15 protein-coding genes and 1 pseudogene are annotated in these 13,722 nt (G+C 54.2%); 13 read left to right on the top strand and 3 right to left on the bottom strand.

Annotated features, from left to right (window positions below):
* Nucleotides 1-37 precede the first annotated feature (37 nt).
* The gene (locus HX448_RS06410) at nucleotides 38-247 is read left to right on the top strand and encodes a ferredoxin (protein ID WP_102330538.1); all 210 of its coding nucleotides are present in this window, start codon (nucleotides 38-40) and stop codon (nucleotides 245-247) included.
* Between the two features lie 19 nt (nucleotides 248-266).
* Nucleotides 267-764: a CBS domain-containing protein gene (locus HX448_RS06405; RefSeq protein ID WP_102330084.1), complete on the top strand. Its 498-nt coding sequence runs from the start codon at nucleotides 267-269 to the stop codon at nucleotides 762-764.
* Nucleotides 765-774: 10 nt separating this feature from the next.
* Here HX448_RS06405 and HX448_RS06400 read toward each other — a convergent pair whose 3' ends face one another.
* Both HX448_RS06400 and iorA read right to left on the bottom strand, forming a co-directional pair.
* Nucleotides 775-1,371 carry an indolepyruvate oxidoreductase subunit beta gene (locus tag HX448_RS06400; protein WP_102330085.1) on the bottom strand — a complete coding sequence of 199 codons (597 nt, stop codon included), beginning with the start codon at nucleotides 1,369-1,371 and terminating at the stop codon, nucleotides 775-777.
* Nucleotides 1,368-3,170 carry an indolepyruvate ferredoxin oxidoreductase subunit alpha gene (gene iorA, locus HX448_RS06395; RefSeq protein ID WP_102330086.1) on the bottom strand — a complete coding sequence of 601 codons (1,803 nt, stop codon included), beginning with the start codon at nucleotides 3,168-3,170 and terminating at the stop codon, nucleotides 1,368-1,370. The genes HX448_RS06400 and iorA overlap by 4 nt, the downstream gene beginning before the upstream one ends.
* 334 nt (nucleotides 3,171-3,504) lie before the next feature.
* Here iorA and HX448_RS06390 point away from each other — a divergent pair, with 334 nt between their 5' ends.
* From HX448_RS06390 to HX448_RS06375, 4 genes are all read left to right on the top strand, one after another.
* The gene (locus HX448_RS06390; RefSeq protein ID WP_102330087.1) at nucleotides 3,505-4,233 is read left to right on the top strand and encodes a DUF362 domain-containing protein; all 729 of its coding nucleotides are present in this window, start codon (nucleotides 3,505-3,507) and stop codon (nucleotides 4,231-4,233) included.
* 192 nt (nucleotides 4,234-4,425) lie between these two features.
* The gene (locus HX448_RS06385; RefSeq protein WP_102330088.1) at nucleotides 4,426-4,968 is read left to right on the top strand and encodes an ECF subfamily RNA polymerase sigma factor, BldN family; all 543 of its coding nucleotides are present in this window, start codon (nucleotides 4,426-4,428) and stop codon (nucleotides 4,966-4,968) included.
* The gene (locus HX448_RS06380) at nucleotides 4,961-5,893 is read left to right on the top strand and encodes a DUF5667 domain-containing protein (protein WP_102330089.1); all 933 of its coding nucleotides are present in this window, start codon (nucleotides 4,961-4,963) and stop codon (nucleotides 5,891-5,893) included. Before HX448_RS06385 ends, HX448_RS06380 begins: the two co-directional genes overlap by 8 nt.
* 136 nt (nucleotides 5,894-6,029) lie before the next feature.
* The gene (locus HX448_RS06375) at nucleotides 6,030-6,749 is read left to right on the top strand and encodes a hypothetical protein (protein WP_102330090.1); all 720 of its coding nucleotides are present in this window, start codon (nucleotides 6,030-6,032) and stop codon (nucleotides 6,747-6,749) included.
* Here the strand turns inward: HX448_RS06375 and HX448_RS06370 are convergent.
* Nucleotides 6,746-7,732 carry a tagatose 1,6-diphosphate aldolase gene (locus tag HX448_RS06370; protein ID WP_102330091.1) on the bottom strand — a complete coding sequence of 329 codons (987 nt, stop codon included), beginning with the start codon at nucleotides 7,730-7,732 and terminating at the stop codon, nucleotides 6,746-6,748. The genes HX448_RS06375 and HX448_RS06370 overlap by 4 nt on opposite strands.
* Nucleotides 7,733-7,870: 138 nt before the next feature.
* Here HX448_RS06370 and HX448_RS06365 point away from each other — a divergent pair, with 138 nt between their 5' ends.
* From HX448_RS06365 to HX448_RS06340, 7 genes and pseudogenes are all read left to right on the top strand, one after another.
* Nucleotides 7,871-8,113: a helix-turn-helix domain-containing protein gene (locus tag HX448_RS06365; RefSeq protein WP_102330092.1), complete on the top strand. Its 243-nt coding sequence runs from the start codon at nucleotides 7,871-7,873 to the stop codon at nucleotides 8,111-8,113.
* Nucleotides 8,114-8,158: 45 nt separating this feature from the next.
* Nucleotides 8,159-8,446: pseudogene (locus tag HX448_RS10600) on the top strand (response regulator); the annotation flags it as partial.
* A 48-nt stretch (nucleotides 8,447-8,494) separates the two neighbouring features.
* Nucleotides 8,495-8,809 carry a response regulator transcription factor gene (locus HX448_RS10595; protein WP_264294077.1) on the top strand — a complete coding sequence of 105 codons (315 nt, stop codon included), beginning with the start codon at nucleotides 8,495-8,497 and terminating at the stop codon, nucleotides 8,807-8,809.
* Nucleotides 8,810-8,882: 73 nt separating this feature from the next.
* A complete protein-coding gene (locus tag HX448_RS06355; RefSeq protein WP_102330093.1) occupies nucleotides 8,883-11,228 on the top strand; it encodes a GspE/PulE family protein in 2,346 nt (781 codons plus the stop codon).
* A 196-nt stretch (nucleotides 11,229-11,424) separates the two neighbouring features.
* Entirely contained in the window at nucleotides 11,425-12,639 is a 1,215-nt protein-coding gene (locus HX448_RS06350) for a type II secretion system F family protein (RefSeq protein ID WP_102330094.1), read from the top strand.
* Nucleotides 12,640-12,676: 37 nt separating this feature from the next.
* Nucleotides 12,677-13,144, top strand: coding sequence for a type IV pilus modification PilV family protein (locus tag HX448_RS06345; protein ID WP_162485839.1), 468 nt, complete (start codon nucleotides 12,677-12,679; stop codon nucleotides 13,142-13,144).
* Nucleotides 13,144-13,719: a type II secretion system protein gene (locus HX448_RS06340; RefSeq protein WP_102330096.1), complete on the top strand. Its 576-nt coding sequence runs from the start codon at nucleotides 13,144-13,146 to the stop codon at nucleotides 13,717-13,719. The genes HX448_RS06345 and HX448_RS06340 overlap by 1 nt, the downstream gene beginning before the upstream one ends.
* The last annotated feature ends 3 nt before the right edge of the window (nucleotides 13,720-13,722 follow it).

The raw sequence follows: 13,722 nt of genomic DNA, 5'->3' as shown, positions 1-13,722 counted from the left end.
GCCTGTGTTACAATACGTATGGAGAGGAATGTACCTCATGAGAGTAGAGATCGACCGCGATAAATGTATCGGCGCAGCGGACTGCCTAGAGGAAGCGCCGACCGTTTTCGACCTGGATTCCTTCGGCAAAGCGATACTCCTGGACCCCAAGTCTGTTGACGATGAGAAATTATTAGCCGCCGCCCGCTCCTGTCCGGTTGATGCCATCGCCATTTTTGATGATAATGGTAATCGCCTGTACCCCTGAATTAAAGAGAGGATAGTCAATGACCGAGACTCGAGTCCGGGAGATAATGATTCCCGGTACAAAAGCCCTGTTTGCCACCGAGGATGAGCCTGTTGAAAAGGCAATAAATGAATTCCTTTCCCAACCGGAACTACATACCTTGTTCATCGTTGATAAACACAACAAATACAAAGGCGCGGTAAAACTGCATTACATTCTCAATTGGGTAAAACTGAAACTGGGGATGGAAATTGTAAACCGTTCGAGTATTCGAACAGCAGATTCGCTTCACGCTTTTGAGGTTGTAAAACTGTGTCAGTCCCAGACCATCGGCGATATTCTTTCCGCTGCACCAGAGGTTAAACCGGATGCGACCCTGGCTGAAGCCTTGCGCATCATGGTCCTCGAGCAAGCGATAGAGCTTCCCGTTGTCGACAATAACGGGATGTTTTTAGGTGAGATAAAATTGCCGCAACTGCTTTCAAAAATGTTGGGCGACAATAAAGCGACCGGGCCGGTGTGTGAGACTAAAGCTTAAGCGAAGGTTCTTATTGGTGTTGAGGTTCTGCCAGGGACCGGCCTTTTTCAAAAGCTGCCAGGTTTATCTTCCTTAACTTATCCGGAAGACCTGCCTCAATAGTAGACCTAACAATACCAGCTTCAATGTCGACGTACGTTGAAGCGTATCCCAGCAGGACGGTGTTAACCATCTTTGGGTTGCCCAGTTTTGCAGCGATGGTCGATCCCGCGATCAATTTGATGTTCACCGAAAAACCGGACAACATGCTCAGCAATTCTTGGTCCGAGGGGTAGGACTCACTGCCCAGGGTCACCGATAGTGGCGGCAAAGCCAGGTCGTTAACGATTGCCAAACCTCCCGGTTTCAAGAAATGAGCCCAGCGTGCCGCCTCGAGCTTCTCAAAGGCGATCAGCAGGTCAGCCTCTCCGACGGGGATCAGGGGTGAAGCCACCGAATTGGCGCAACGTAAGTGAGAAACGACGCTGCCGCCGCGCTGCGCCATGCCGAGCGTGTCGGTCTTTTTGACATCGAATCCGGCCTTGAGTGCGGCTTCAGCCAGCAGATTGGAAGCCAGCACCACGCCCTGGCCGCCCACACCAACGATCAAGATGTTCTTGCCGGTCACTCTGACACCTCTGCTGTCGCTGTGATTGTGCCTCTCGGGCAGATCTGCTTGCACAAGGTGCAGTTATCCCCCAGGCAAACCGCGGGATCTATCGTGATTGGGCCATTTTCGTTTTTCACAATCGCCGAGCAGCCGATCAACAGACAGGCACCGCAGTCGTCACATTTTTCTATTGAAAGTCTGAGTGGTTGAGCTTTTTTTCGGGTCAGGGTGGGACATTCGCCCCTGATGATCAAGACCTCAAGTTGGTCCGAAGATATCGCACGTCTCAACTCAGACCGGATGGTTTTCAAATCGAAGGCATTGGCCACGACGACGCTTTTTACACCGGCTCCTCGTACCAGGTCTTCGATTACGATACGATTCCCCGGCTGGCCTGTCACGGAGACCCCGCTTCCCGGGTGCCCCTGGTGGCCGGTCATGGCGGTGGTGCCGTTGTCCAAAATGATGACGCAGATCCTGGCTTGATTGTAAACCGCGTTTATCAGGCTGTTGATGCCGGAATGCATGAATGTGGAATCACCAATCACCGCCAGGGGTTTTTCAATCGCCCCGGCCTGAGCCATTCCGGCTGCCTGGGAAATGCCGGCTCCCATACAGCCGCAAGTGTCGATGACTCCTAGAGGAGGGTAAGCTCCAAGCGTGTAACAGCCTATGTCTCCGCAGATGGTTAGCTTTGGAGGCCGCGGCTCCTTGCCGGGCAAGGTTGACCGGTGTCCCATGCTGGAGAGGGTAAAGAATACTCCTGAATGCGGACAACCGGGGCACAACAAAGGCGGTCTTTTGGCAAGACCTTCGATCGGTGAATTCCTGCAAAGTCTTTCGATAGGGATGCCAGCTTTGGACGCCGAGTCACGGATGACATCCGGGGAGAACTCCCCGGTTCTCGGGAAAAATTCTTTACCGTCTGCGGCGATACCCAGTGCCTTGAGTTCGGTTTCGATGAAGCTGTCGAGTTCCTCGATCACCAGCAGTCTCTTGACCTGCCTTGAAAAGTCCCGAACCAGGTTTTTGGGTAGAGGGTAGGACATCCCCAACTTCAAAAACGAGGCATCGGGGAATACATCGCGCGCGTACTGGTAGGAAATGCCGTTGGCGATGATGCCAAGGTCAGTCGTTCCACGGACGACCTTGTTCAGTTCGGAAGTTTCGCCGAAATGTGACAATTTTTCCAACCGTTCTATGACTTTTATCCACCGCGCCCTAGCTGAACCGGGCAGCATCACCCATTTGGCGAATTCGTGGTGAAACTCTGGATTATGTTGGGGAGCAATCGGTTCTCTTGGGACGATGATGCTCTTGGAATGGCAGACGCGGGTTGTCGGCCGCAGAAGTACCGGCGTATCGAATTCTTCGCTAAGTTCAAACGCTGCGCGGGCAAAGTCGTAGGCTTCTTGTGAATCAGACGGTTCCAGGCAGGGCACTTTGCCGAGCCGGGCATAATTTCGGGAATCCTGTTCGTTTTGAGAAGAGTGGACGCCAGGGTCATCGGCGGATACGATGACCAGACCGCCCCGAACACCGGTAGTGGCGGCAGCCATGAAGGCGTCAGCAGCCACATTTAGGCCGACGTGTTTCATGCAGGCCATTGCCCTGACTCCGGTGTAACTTGCTCCTGTGGCTACTTCGACGGCGACCGCTTCGTTTGAAGACCACTCGCTGTAGATCTCTGGAAGCCTCGAGATTGCTTCCATAATTTCAGTTGATGGTGTACCGGGATAAGCGGCTGCAAGCTTCAGTCCGGCGTGAGCGGCGCCGAGGGCTATGGCCTCGTTTCCTGACAGTAATTGACGTTCCAAAGCGGCTCCTTGACGATGGTGATTCAGGATAAGTTAAGGCTCGCTCAAAGTCAAACCATACGCCGGACGATCAGGGAAAAAAGGGGAACTCGCCTCAAAACCCTATTGACTAGAATGTTAAAATGAATGTATAGGAGGGGTTAGTTCTAGCCCGTTATAACGCGTGAACTATGCCGGGATTTCTTGGCCTTTCGCCCTTAGTCTCGGTTGGTAAGATTATACTCTTGGGACCCGATGCAAACCGACCTTCCACCACGCATGCGTCTCAAGTTTTTATTTTGTGTGCCGAACTTAGTCGTAATTACCTAAACATTCCTGAGAAGGGTTTTTCGAATTGATATATAACGCGTCGCAGTTTGTGTTCAAAGCCCCCGAAGCCATCTCAAGGGCGAGGCGGGTACTGATCAAACCCTCGGCCCATTTCGCAGCCGGTTATCCGGTAACCACCAGTAAAGATATCATCGCGCGTATCATCAAGGGAATCCGGTGGATTTCCGATGCGGATATCATCCTGCTGGACGGTACTCCGAACGGGGAACCCATCCGTCCCATCTATCAGTCACTCGGGTATGATTTCCCTCGAGTTTTGACCCTCGACGTTAAGGATTCCACCTGGGTCGAGGTGGACAACCCTTTGCCCAAGCCGTTCATCATCCCGACCTTCTGGGTGCCTAACATCATCCTGTCTTCGGACTATTTAATCTCGGTATCTCCCCTAAAGGTGAACAAAGGTCAGGGCGAACTTACCATGTCAAATCTCATGTCGCTATTACCGGTCGCCAAATACGGCGGCAACAAAGATGGTTGGAAGAACCTGTATGCGCTTGGATTGGACAAGGTGCTGGCGGACCTTTATTTTACCCTCCCCTTCGATATGAGCATTATCGAGGCGAAGCAGAAATTCATCGTCGGAGATGACCCCATGCATGGCACAGCGGAAGAAGTGGGAAAGATATTCATAGGCAGACCCCTCGATGTGGATACAGAGATTTCTGAATCCCTGGGCATCAAGGCTGACTATCTGGAGAACATCAAACTGGGACGCCAGGAGATAGAGGTTTAATTCTCAGGTTGCCTTTCTTAAAAGCCCGGCCTGCGCCGGGCTTTACCGTTTCTAACGAGCGCACGTTTGGCAGCAAACGGGTGCTATCCTCGAGCCAATCCTTTTCGTTATAATTGTTGCACCGACTAAAAACCGGACGGTGTCGGTAGAAACTTTCAGCAGCACGCATGCCGACGAGGGGGTTTTTTCAAGGTGCAGGATGAGCAAAGTCTCATAACGCGGGCGCAGTCCCGCGACGCGGAGGCTTTCGGCCGCATATATGAGGCCTATTTCGAGAAGATTTATCGCTATGTGGCGATCAAGATCGGCAACCGTACCGAGGCGGAAGATTTGACGCAGCAGGTGTTTGTCAACGCTCTGGAATCGATCTGCTCGTACAAAATGCGGGAGGTCCCGTTCAGCGCCTGGCTCTATCGGATCGCCCACAACCAGGTGGTGGATACCCTCAGGAAAAGGTCGCGCCGGCCGACTCTTGAACTCGATGAATCCCTGCCGATCCCGGCTGATGGTGATCTTGTTGAAGAAACTGAGCTAAAACTAGAAACCAAGGAGCTCATTGAAGCGGCCAAGAAATTGACAAAGTTGCAGCAGGAAGTCATCGCTCTACGTTTTGGGGCGGATATGCCTATTGCGCAGGTGGCAAAGGTGATGGATAAGACCGAGGGGGCGATAAAAGCTTTGCAGCACAGTGCGGTGGCGGCTCTCAGGCGCATCATGGTGAATCCCAATGGATAAGATGAACAACATAGATCAGATATTTAATAGTTGCCTGGACGAAGTTCTTAACGGGCAAACCACGGTGGAAGATTGTCTCGAACGCTATCCGGAATACGCGGCTGAACTGGAAGGACTCCTCTGGACATCGATGGATATTTCAAAAGCGGCGAGTATAATCCCCCCCGTTGGCGCCAGAATGCGCATTCGGGTCGCTTTAAACCAGCGTATGGCGGAACTGTCCAGCCGCACCGTTCGGCCCCGGCCTTTTTGGCGAATCGGTTGGGCAAATGCCGTTGTTACATTCGTATTAGGCCTGACTATGGCGGGAGGCAGTGTTGCTTACGCCGCTTCGTCGGCGATGCCCGGCCAGATCCTGTATCCTTTGAAGCTCGACCTGGAACAGGCGCTTGTCGGCTTGACCTTTTCATCGGAAGCTAAGGTAGAACTGTATGCTTCCTTGAATGACCGGAGAGTCGGTGAGATCGTCTACCTGGCCGGTAAAGGTAATTCTCAGGGGATTGCCGAATTGACCAGCCGCATCGAAATCAACCTTTCGGCGGCTGCGTCTGCCATCGGGCTTTCCGCCAATGATTATGCCGCTGCCAAGGCTTCATCGAATTTCCCGAGAACGACGGGCAATACCGTTACCGATACAACTTCTCCCGGAACCAAACCGCCGGACACTACCAACTCGTCGATCGGCGGAAGTACGCCTCCACCCGGCAACCTTCCTGAAGTCGGTGCTCCAGTATTTGGGACCACGATCACTCTGCAGGAGGGCGGTTCGGCGGTTGACGCTGGCCTCGTAAGCCATGCCAATGACCAGATTAATTTGTTGGCCAGGGCATACAACAACACCCTTTCCCCGGCGGTCCAATCGGCCCTAAACCGGGCGCTGGCTGCTATCACCAACGGCTACGAAGCCCTCATTCTGAGCCCATAAAAATTATCGGAAAAGCCGGTTGCCAGCCATAATATAGCAGGTTTGGGTGATTGACACTTTTTCCCTGTCATCCTATACTTCCAGATGACTGTGCGATTAGCCCAAAGCTACGGGCTGGTCTCTGCCGGAGGTATTTGTGTTGAACGACAGGGACATCAAAACCTCTTTTTCCGATGAGATCGATAACCAGCGGGGAAGCCCCGTCGAAAAGACGGAGGCGCTATATTCGTCCTCGACGGCCAAAGAAGCAGAACTCGTTGGTCGGATCGCTGAAGAAGAAGCTAAGATCCTGGCAGAGGTGGAAATCCTGGCCCGCCAGGAAGCCGAATATCTGATCAGCCAATTGGAACGGGAGCATTACCCCGAACCCCCATCCAACACGACGGTTGAGGCAGGGTTCTCAGGACCCGCCCATACCCAACCTCCCAACATTTTAGAACCTGAGCTTGAACCTGTTGTTCCAAGTCAGGCGGATAGATCACTCCTGGACGAAAATCAACTTGCGGCGGTAGCAGATGCCGAAGCTCCCGGTCAATTAAAAGACGCAATCATTCAGGAAGACACCATGATCACCCCTGAGGCACCATCGGAGGAAGCCGTCGAGGAATTCGTCCCTGGGGAATATGTCTTACAATTGAGTCAATTCGTGACCGGTGGTGCGATAGCGTTTCAGAATGCCCTGCGAAAATTCCCGGAGATCAAGATCCTGGCCACTTCCGGCGCAGCTTCAGGTATCAAATTACATATCAGATTGGTTGAGACTTTGCCGCTGGTGGAACAGCTATCGACGATGCCCGGAGTGGCTAAGGTCACCCGCCAGGGTGAACAAATTCTGATCACCGGACAGGCTGCCTAATAACGGTAGTGCCACCCCTCGTCCACCGCTGCCAGGTTGGAGGGGCTCAATCCCAATTTTTGATACCAGGGGCGTCCGCGACTTTCCGCAATCAAACTGATCTCTTTGAGCCGCCTGGCGGCGACCGTAGCCAGGAATTGGGTTCGTTCCGAAATTTTCTGCATCGAAACCGCTTCTTGCCAAATCGCTCGTCCCGCTAAAAATCCAGAAGCCCCCGCCCCGCACGCTATTTCAACCTCTTTGCGGAAGATTTCATATTCCGCCCCTCCTGAGAGGATGACCCAGGGCTTGGCGGACGCTTCATCCAACTGGCGGCAGGCATCCATAAGGGTTTCCCCATCCTCAGCCACTACATTCGCCGGAAATTCAGCCTTGAGAACGTCGATAGGCAAAACGGTCATAACTCTGGCCGTTTCGACCACCAGGGCTGTTTTTTTCGAATTGAAATCCGCTGTTGTCTCTCCCTCCAGCGGGTACGCCACCGGCTCTACGAGGAAGGGGATGTCAAACCTGACGCACTCGAGAGCGATTTTCTCCACGGTTGCCAGTTGCTCTTCCGCCAGTTCCCCGGAGTCCGGCCGGAAATAGACCAGCATCTTAACCGCCGAAGCTCCCATGCGCTTGATCTTCTCCACCCCCCACCCATCCAGTACTCTGGTGACGCGGGCAGTGCTATCGCCTTCATAACCGGTAGCTTCGACGCTGACCAGCAGCCCGGTGCCTTTCGGCAGGACGGAACCGGCGATTGCCTGGGCGGCGCCGTAGACCGGATCCAGCAGGACAGCGCTGGCCACCGGCGCCAGAGCCCGGCACAGTTCCATCTTGAATTCGACTAGCTCGGCGTAGCATTCAGGTCCATCGACAGAGCACAGTCCGCGTTCCAGAGAACCACGGTGGTCGATCGCCGCCACATTAAAGACCCCGGACTTTCCGGCTATCTGCTGCAAGCCGCGGATTTTCCCGATGCCTAAACTATCGTTCATAAAGTAATTATGCTACTCGGCTTCAAATGACGCAAAAATATTTCGAGAAATAGTACCAAAGTCATCTTGTGGAGGTACTTTCAATGAGATATAGTACTGTCTAGTTACTTATGGTTAGGTTGAGAAAGGTAAATCAACATGGCGCAAAAAAGTGGGTCGCCCGTAACTCCGATGCTCACCACGAGCGAAGTGGCGGCGATACTTAACGTCCACATCAACACCGTCCGCCGCTGGAGCAACCAGGGCACCCTCAAGGCTTACCAGTTGGGACCGCGCGGTGATAGGCGCTTCCGGCGTGAGGACATCGACGAGTTCCTGGCGGTGCACCAGAATCACAACGGCTCCGATGACATGGCCGAAGACAGCAAGGAGATGGCATAAAACATGACCAGGATTATGGTTTGCGATTAACAGCCCTTTTTCCGTTCCGGCGTCGCCCAAGCCCTGTCCAGCCGGGAAAACCTGGAAGTGGTCGAATGCGATCCCAACGAAGACCCCCTCGCCAAGGTTGAAGCCTCCCTCCCCGACATCGTCCTCCTGGGCTCGGACCTGACCGCCTCCAACGGCCTGGAGCTGGGCCGCAAGATCGTGCGCTATTACCCCAACATCCGCGTCATCATTCTGTCGCCTGACCCCAATGACACCGAACTCTTCGACGTCATCCGCACCGCCGCCGTGGCCTGCCTCAAGAAAAGCAGCACCGCCGGCGAACTCCTGGAGACCATTGACCGCGCCTCCCGCGGCGAATACCCCATCAACGAATTGCTGACCCGCCCGGTCATCGCCCAGCGGGTACTGAAGAATTTCCAGGAACTGAGCGAGTTGGACGCCGGCCTGGACGTCGTCGCCCCCCTCACCTCCCGCGAGCGCCAGATTTTGATCCACGTCACCGACGGCCACACCAACAAGCAGATCGCTATCGCCCTGAAAATCTCGGAGCAGACGATCAAGAACCACATTTCGGCTATCCTGCGCAAACTCAACGCCAATGACCGCGCCCACGCCGCCGTGCTGGCCATCCGCCGCGGTTACATCCCGCTGGGACGGGAAACCGAGCAACCGGCCAGGGCAAGCTAAAATATTAGATAGTTAGTATTCATATGATTTATAATACACAATACACTTCTGATAAACGTGAGGTCAGGCTCCTATGACACCGACCAAGGTTGCCGAAAAGAAGTCCATCGGCGCCCGCCTGGCAGCCTACCTCACCAGCCAGGGCTATGAGGTCACGGAGCAGGCCAAGCTCAAAGGCCGTTCCGGGCTGGAGCACAATTTCGATGTCCTGGCCCGGCGCGACGACGGCTTTGCCCGGCGCACTATCGCCTTCGGGGTTCTGACCGGCCTGGCAGACCAGTCGGCGGCTGAGGCCTCCATCTTCGCTTTCGCCAACAAGACCTATGATTCCGGCATCTCGGAACGGGCGGTGATCCTGTCCACCGACCTCGCCAAGCAGGCCCAGGAATTCGCTGACAGCCAGAACGTCCAGCTTTTTGACGAAGCCTCCCTGCAGGTCCTCTTCAGCCAGGCGGAGAAGTCGCCTGCCCCCGAAACCCCCAACCTGGACCGCCCCCTGAAGTTCGTCGACAAGGCTGAACTTGTTGATTCGCTCAAGAAGACCGGCTATAAGGTGGAAGAAAACGCCCGCCTGACCGGTAAGAGTGGCATTGAGCATACCTTTGACCTGATCGCCTGCTCGATAGGCAACGGCGCCCAGGAGCACTGCCTTGGCATAGACATCATCAACCACGCCCCGGTGCTGAACCTGGAAGAGATCGCCCTGTTCGATACCAAGGCCTATGACGCCCGGGTCGGCTCCAAGTTCATCGCCACCGCCTCCCACCTCTCCGATGAAGCCGAGAAATTCGCCGAGAGCCAGAAGATCCGCGTCATCACCTTCACCCCCAAGGCTCCTGAGAAAATCACTCCATTGAAAACCGTCCCGGTGACCGCCCCGCCCCCCCAGATGGAGATCAAGCCCGCCGAGGGCGGCAAGCTGGGCCGGGAACTCCGCCAGCTTCCCACCCCGGAAGCTTTAAAGATCATCCCGGAGATCATGGCCCGCCGCTACAACGCCATCCCGGTGCGCCTCACCGGCAACACCCTGGAAGTGGCTATGGCCAACCCCTCGGACATCCTGGCGCTGGAAGCCCTGACCGCCTACTCCAAGCGCCGCATCAAGGCCCTGCCCGCGGATGAGCGTGAACTCCGTGAAGCCATTGACTTCAACTACAAGGGTTACGGCGAGGTCGATAAATTCCTCTCCCGCATGTCGATGTCCGCCGATATTTCAGATGAAAAACTGGCCGTGGACGCCGCCGTCGACGCCCCCCTCGCCCAGGCCCTCAACCTCATTATCGAAGAAGCGGTCAAGGCCCGCTCCTCGGACATCCACCTGGAGCCCGATGAAGAGAGACTCCGCGTCCGCTTCCGCATTGACGGTTCCTTGCAGGAAATGATGAGTCTGCCCATCTCGGTGCAGCGGGCAATCATTTCACGCATCAAGATCCTGGCGTCATTGAACATCGCCGATCACCACCACGCCCAGGACGGCCAGTTCTCGATCACCGCCGGTGGCCGCAACATCGATATCCGCGTCGCCACCGCCCCCACCGTCCACGGCGAAATGTCGGTCATGCGCCTCCTGGACAAGTCCCGCGGCCTGATGCAGCTCCCCCAGCTCGGCTTCAACAAGGACTCCATGACCAAGTATGAAAGCATGCTGCGTGTGCCCTACGGCATGATCCTGATCTCCGGCCCCACCGGCGCCGGCAAGACCACCACCCTTTACGCCTCGCTGGCCACCATCGATACCAAGACCCGGAACGTCATCACCATCGAGGACCCGGCGGAATACCGCTTCAAGGACATCAACCAGATCCAGGTCAACGTCCAGGCCGGTATCACCTTCGCCTCGGGCCTGCGCTCCATCCTCCGCCTTGACCCGGACGTAATCATGGTCGGCGAAATCCGCGATGCTGAAACCGCCAATATCGGCGTCCAGGCCGCCCTGACCGGCCACCTGATGCTGTCCTCCATCCATGCCAACGATACCGTCGGCGTCCTCTTCCGCATGGTGGATCTGGGCGTCGAGACCTTCCTCATCTCCTCGGCCGTCATCGGCGTCGTTGCCCAGCGCATGGTCCGCCGCGTCTGCCCCTACTGCGGCCACCAGGTTGAAGCCCCGGTCATCGAGCAGGTTGCCTATGAGCGGGAGATGGGGGAAAAGCGTACCAAGTTCAACTACGGCACCGGCTGCAAGTCCTGCGCCTACACCGGCTACCTCGGCCGCGTCGGCGTCTATGAGATCATGTACTTCTCTGAGACGCTGAAACGGATGATGCTTGACGGGGCCGGCGCCGTCGATATGCGCGCCCAGTCCATCCGTGAAGGCATGGTCACCATGATGAAAGACGGCATGCTGAAAGTACGAGATGGTATTACAACCCCTTCGGAAGTACTAAAGAATGCCTATTCACCAGAAGAAAGTTTTTGAAATAACAATTCGCGTCACGATTGAGAGGATTGTACAACGGGGTATAATTAAGTAATTGGAAGTCATCGGGTTCATACGTAGCACGCGCCCTTTGGCTTCCTGAACGTAGCGAAGGATCTCGATTAAAAGTTTTGGAATTTGAAAATTAGGATTTGGAGATTGTTTCGGATTTCGAAATTCGGATTTAGGATTTAATATGAATTACGCCTATGTAGCTTATACCCAGGATCGCAAGTTAGTGCAGGGCAAGATCGCGGCCATGGACCGTGACTCCGCTACCAAGCTTTTGGTCCACAACGGCTACCAGGTCCTGTCGCTGAAGACACAATCTAGCTTGTTTTCGGTTTCTACCTCCAGCTTGTTCGCCAAGAAGGTGAAACTGCAGGAGATCATTCTTTTCTCCCGCCAGTTGGCCCTCCTCCTTGAGTCCGGCACGGATATCGTGACCTCGCTGGAACTTCTCCAGGAGCAGACCACCAATCCCACCTTCAAAAAAACCCTCGGCGCCGTTGCCAATGACATCCGCGGCGGTTCGTCTCTGTCAGCCGCTATGAGCAAGCACCCCAAGGTGTTCTCTCCCTTGTTCCACCGCGTCCTTTCCGCCGGTGAGCAGGGCGGCAACATGGAGACCGTCCTCCGCAACATGGCCGATTTTTTGTCGAGGATGAACGAGACTCGTAAGAAGCTGAAGAGCGCCATGACCTATCCGGTGGTTGTGGCGGTTGTTGCGGTGGTCGTTGTCGCCATCCTGATGCTTTTTGTCATGCCAACCTTTACCGATTTGTACAAAAACCTGGGCGTTAACCTGCCCGCAGCTACCAAGATATTGATAAGCGTAACCGATTTTTCCTCGAAATTTGGTATCTATATCCTCGGGGCTCTGATCGCCATCGTTATCGGATTGATAATGTGGGCCAGAACTCCCATCGGTCGCTATAACGTGGATAAAGGCTTGTTGAAGACGCCGGTAATCGGTCGGATCATTCAACTCTCAGAACTTTCCCGCGCCTGCCAGACTATCTCACTCCTTTTCCGCGCTGGCCTTCCTCTTCCGGAGATCATGGCCCAGGCGCAGAACGCCACATCGAATAAGATCATCAGTGAAGCCATAGGCCAGGTCCAACAGGAACTAATTCGGGGTGAAGGTCTTTCCGGTCCAATGAAACGCCGCAAGGTCTTCCTGCCGATGATGGTACAGATGGTCGGTGTCGGTGAGGAAACGGGTAAGCTTGATGATACGCTGGCTACCGTTGCGCATACTTATGATATGGAAGCTGATGATAGAATAAAATCAGCGGTGGAATTAATTCAACCTGCTATGACAGTGGTGATCGGTCTCGTTGTAGCCTTTATCGCTGTTGCCTTGGTCGGATCTATGTACTCGATGTACGGACAACTCGGCACTGAGTAGGATTTGAACAATGGGAAGACTTGCGAGATCCAGAATAATGAAAGGGAATAGAGGCTTCAGCTTCATTGAAGTATTGATTGCCCTATTCATCCTTACGGTAGTGGGTATTGGCTTTTTACTCTCGCTCCAGTATGCCTTGAAGGCCAACATGCTTGACGACGCTGAATCCACTGCTGAAAGCCTGGCTCGGACTCAATGGGAAAGTATTAAAAAGGCGCCCTACCTGGATTTTTCAAGGGCGGTCGATGTAGGTGACCCGTTGAGGCCTGTGGATAATTACGCCAAAGTCACAGTCACCGGGGATTATCGGATAACTATCACCGTTGTGCCGTGGGATGCGATTAACGCGGCCCCCTTCATCAAAGAATTATCCAATCCCGACATCTACGATACGGATAATGGGATCCAGAGGATCACCATCCTGGTGGAGTTCAACAAAATTGCCAATAACCCTAACCTGTGGGATGCAAGCGTGAGCGTCCAGGGTTACAAGGTGAACCGTTGATGTTTTTAAGCTGTTTTAAGTTGCGGCGCACCAGGGGATTCACCCTGGTTGAACTCCTGGTGGGGATGGCTATATTGGGGTTTCTGATGGCTGCGCTCAGTATGACAACGATGCAAATAATGAAAGTAAACCAAAAAAGTCAGAATCAGGCAATGGCCATTCGCCAGGTGCAAAGTGCCGGGCAATATATAAGTAAGGATGCGTTGCAGGCAAACATCAAAATCGTTATGACCACACCGAACGGATTCACCCCTCTGAAGTTCACTGAAGACTTTAACAATATCGATTTACTCAATGAAAAAGTGACAATAGTCACGTATACCATCAGCAATGGCAACCTCCTCAGGCAGAGTTCAGTGAACGGGGTTCTTTCACCGCAGATCACCGTAGCTACCGGTGTTCTCTTTTCTACCAACAGCTCTGATCCCAATTACAACAGTACCTGGTTCAAGGCAACGACAGTGGGAAGCGTTACTACTTACGAATTGAAGATAACGGTCAGATACGGATCCGGAAATACAGCCGCCACGGAGACTCGATATTACAAGATTGAGCCGAGACCCGATAATGTATAGCGG

The sequence above is a fragment of the Dehalogenimonas etheniformans genome (assembly GCF_014672715.2).
Lineage (GTDB): Bacteria > Chloroflexota > Dehalococcoidia > Dehalococcoidales > Dehalococcoidaceae > Dehalogenimonas > Dehalogenimonas etheniformans.
Note: the sequence above shows the minus strand (reverse complement) of the source record. Positions and strands in the feature narration are given on the sequence as shown.

Coding starts and splice junctions, on each gene's coding strand:
- HX448_RS06410 (WP_102330538.1), top strand. CDS start 38: ATGAGAGTAGAGATCGACCGCGATAAATGTATCGGCGCAGCGGACTGC.
- HX448_RS06405 (WP_102330084.1), top strand. CDS start 267: ATGACCGAGACTCGAGTCCGGGAGATAATGATTCCCGGTACAAAAGCC.
- HX448_RS06380 (WP_102330089.1), top strand. CDS start 4,961: ATGGATAAGATGAACAACATAGATCAGATATTTAATAGTTGCCTGGAC.
- HX448_RS06370 (WP_102330091.1), bottom strand. CDS start 7,732: ATGAACGATAGTTTAGGCATCGGGAAAATCCGCGGCTTGCAGCAGATA.
- HX448_RS06365 (WP_102330092.1), top strand. CDS start 7,871: ATGGCGCAAAAAAGTGGGTCGCCCGTAACTCCGATGCTCACCACGAGC.
- HX448_RS06355 (WP_102330093.1), top strand. CDS start 8,883: ATGACACCGACCAAGGTTGCCGAAAAGAAGTCCATCGGCGCCCGCCTG.
- HX448_RS06350 (WP_102330094.1), top strand. CDS start 11,425: ATGAATTACGCCTATGTAGCTTATACCCAGGATCGCAAGTTAGTGCAG.
- HX448_RS06345 (WP_162485839.1), top strand. CDS start 12,677: ATGAAAGGGAATAGAGGCTTCAGCTTCATTGAAGTATTGATTGCCCTA.
- HX448_RS06340 (WP_102330096.1), top strand. CDS start 13,144: ATGTTTTTAAGCTGTTTTAAGTTGCGGCGCACCAGGGGATTCACCCTG.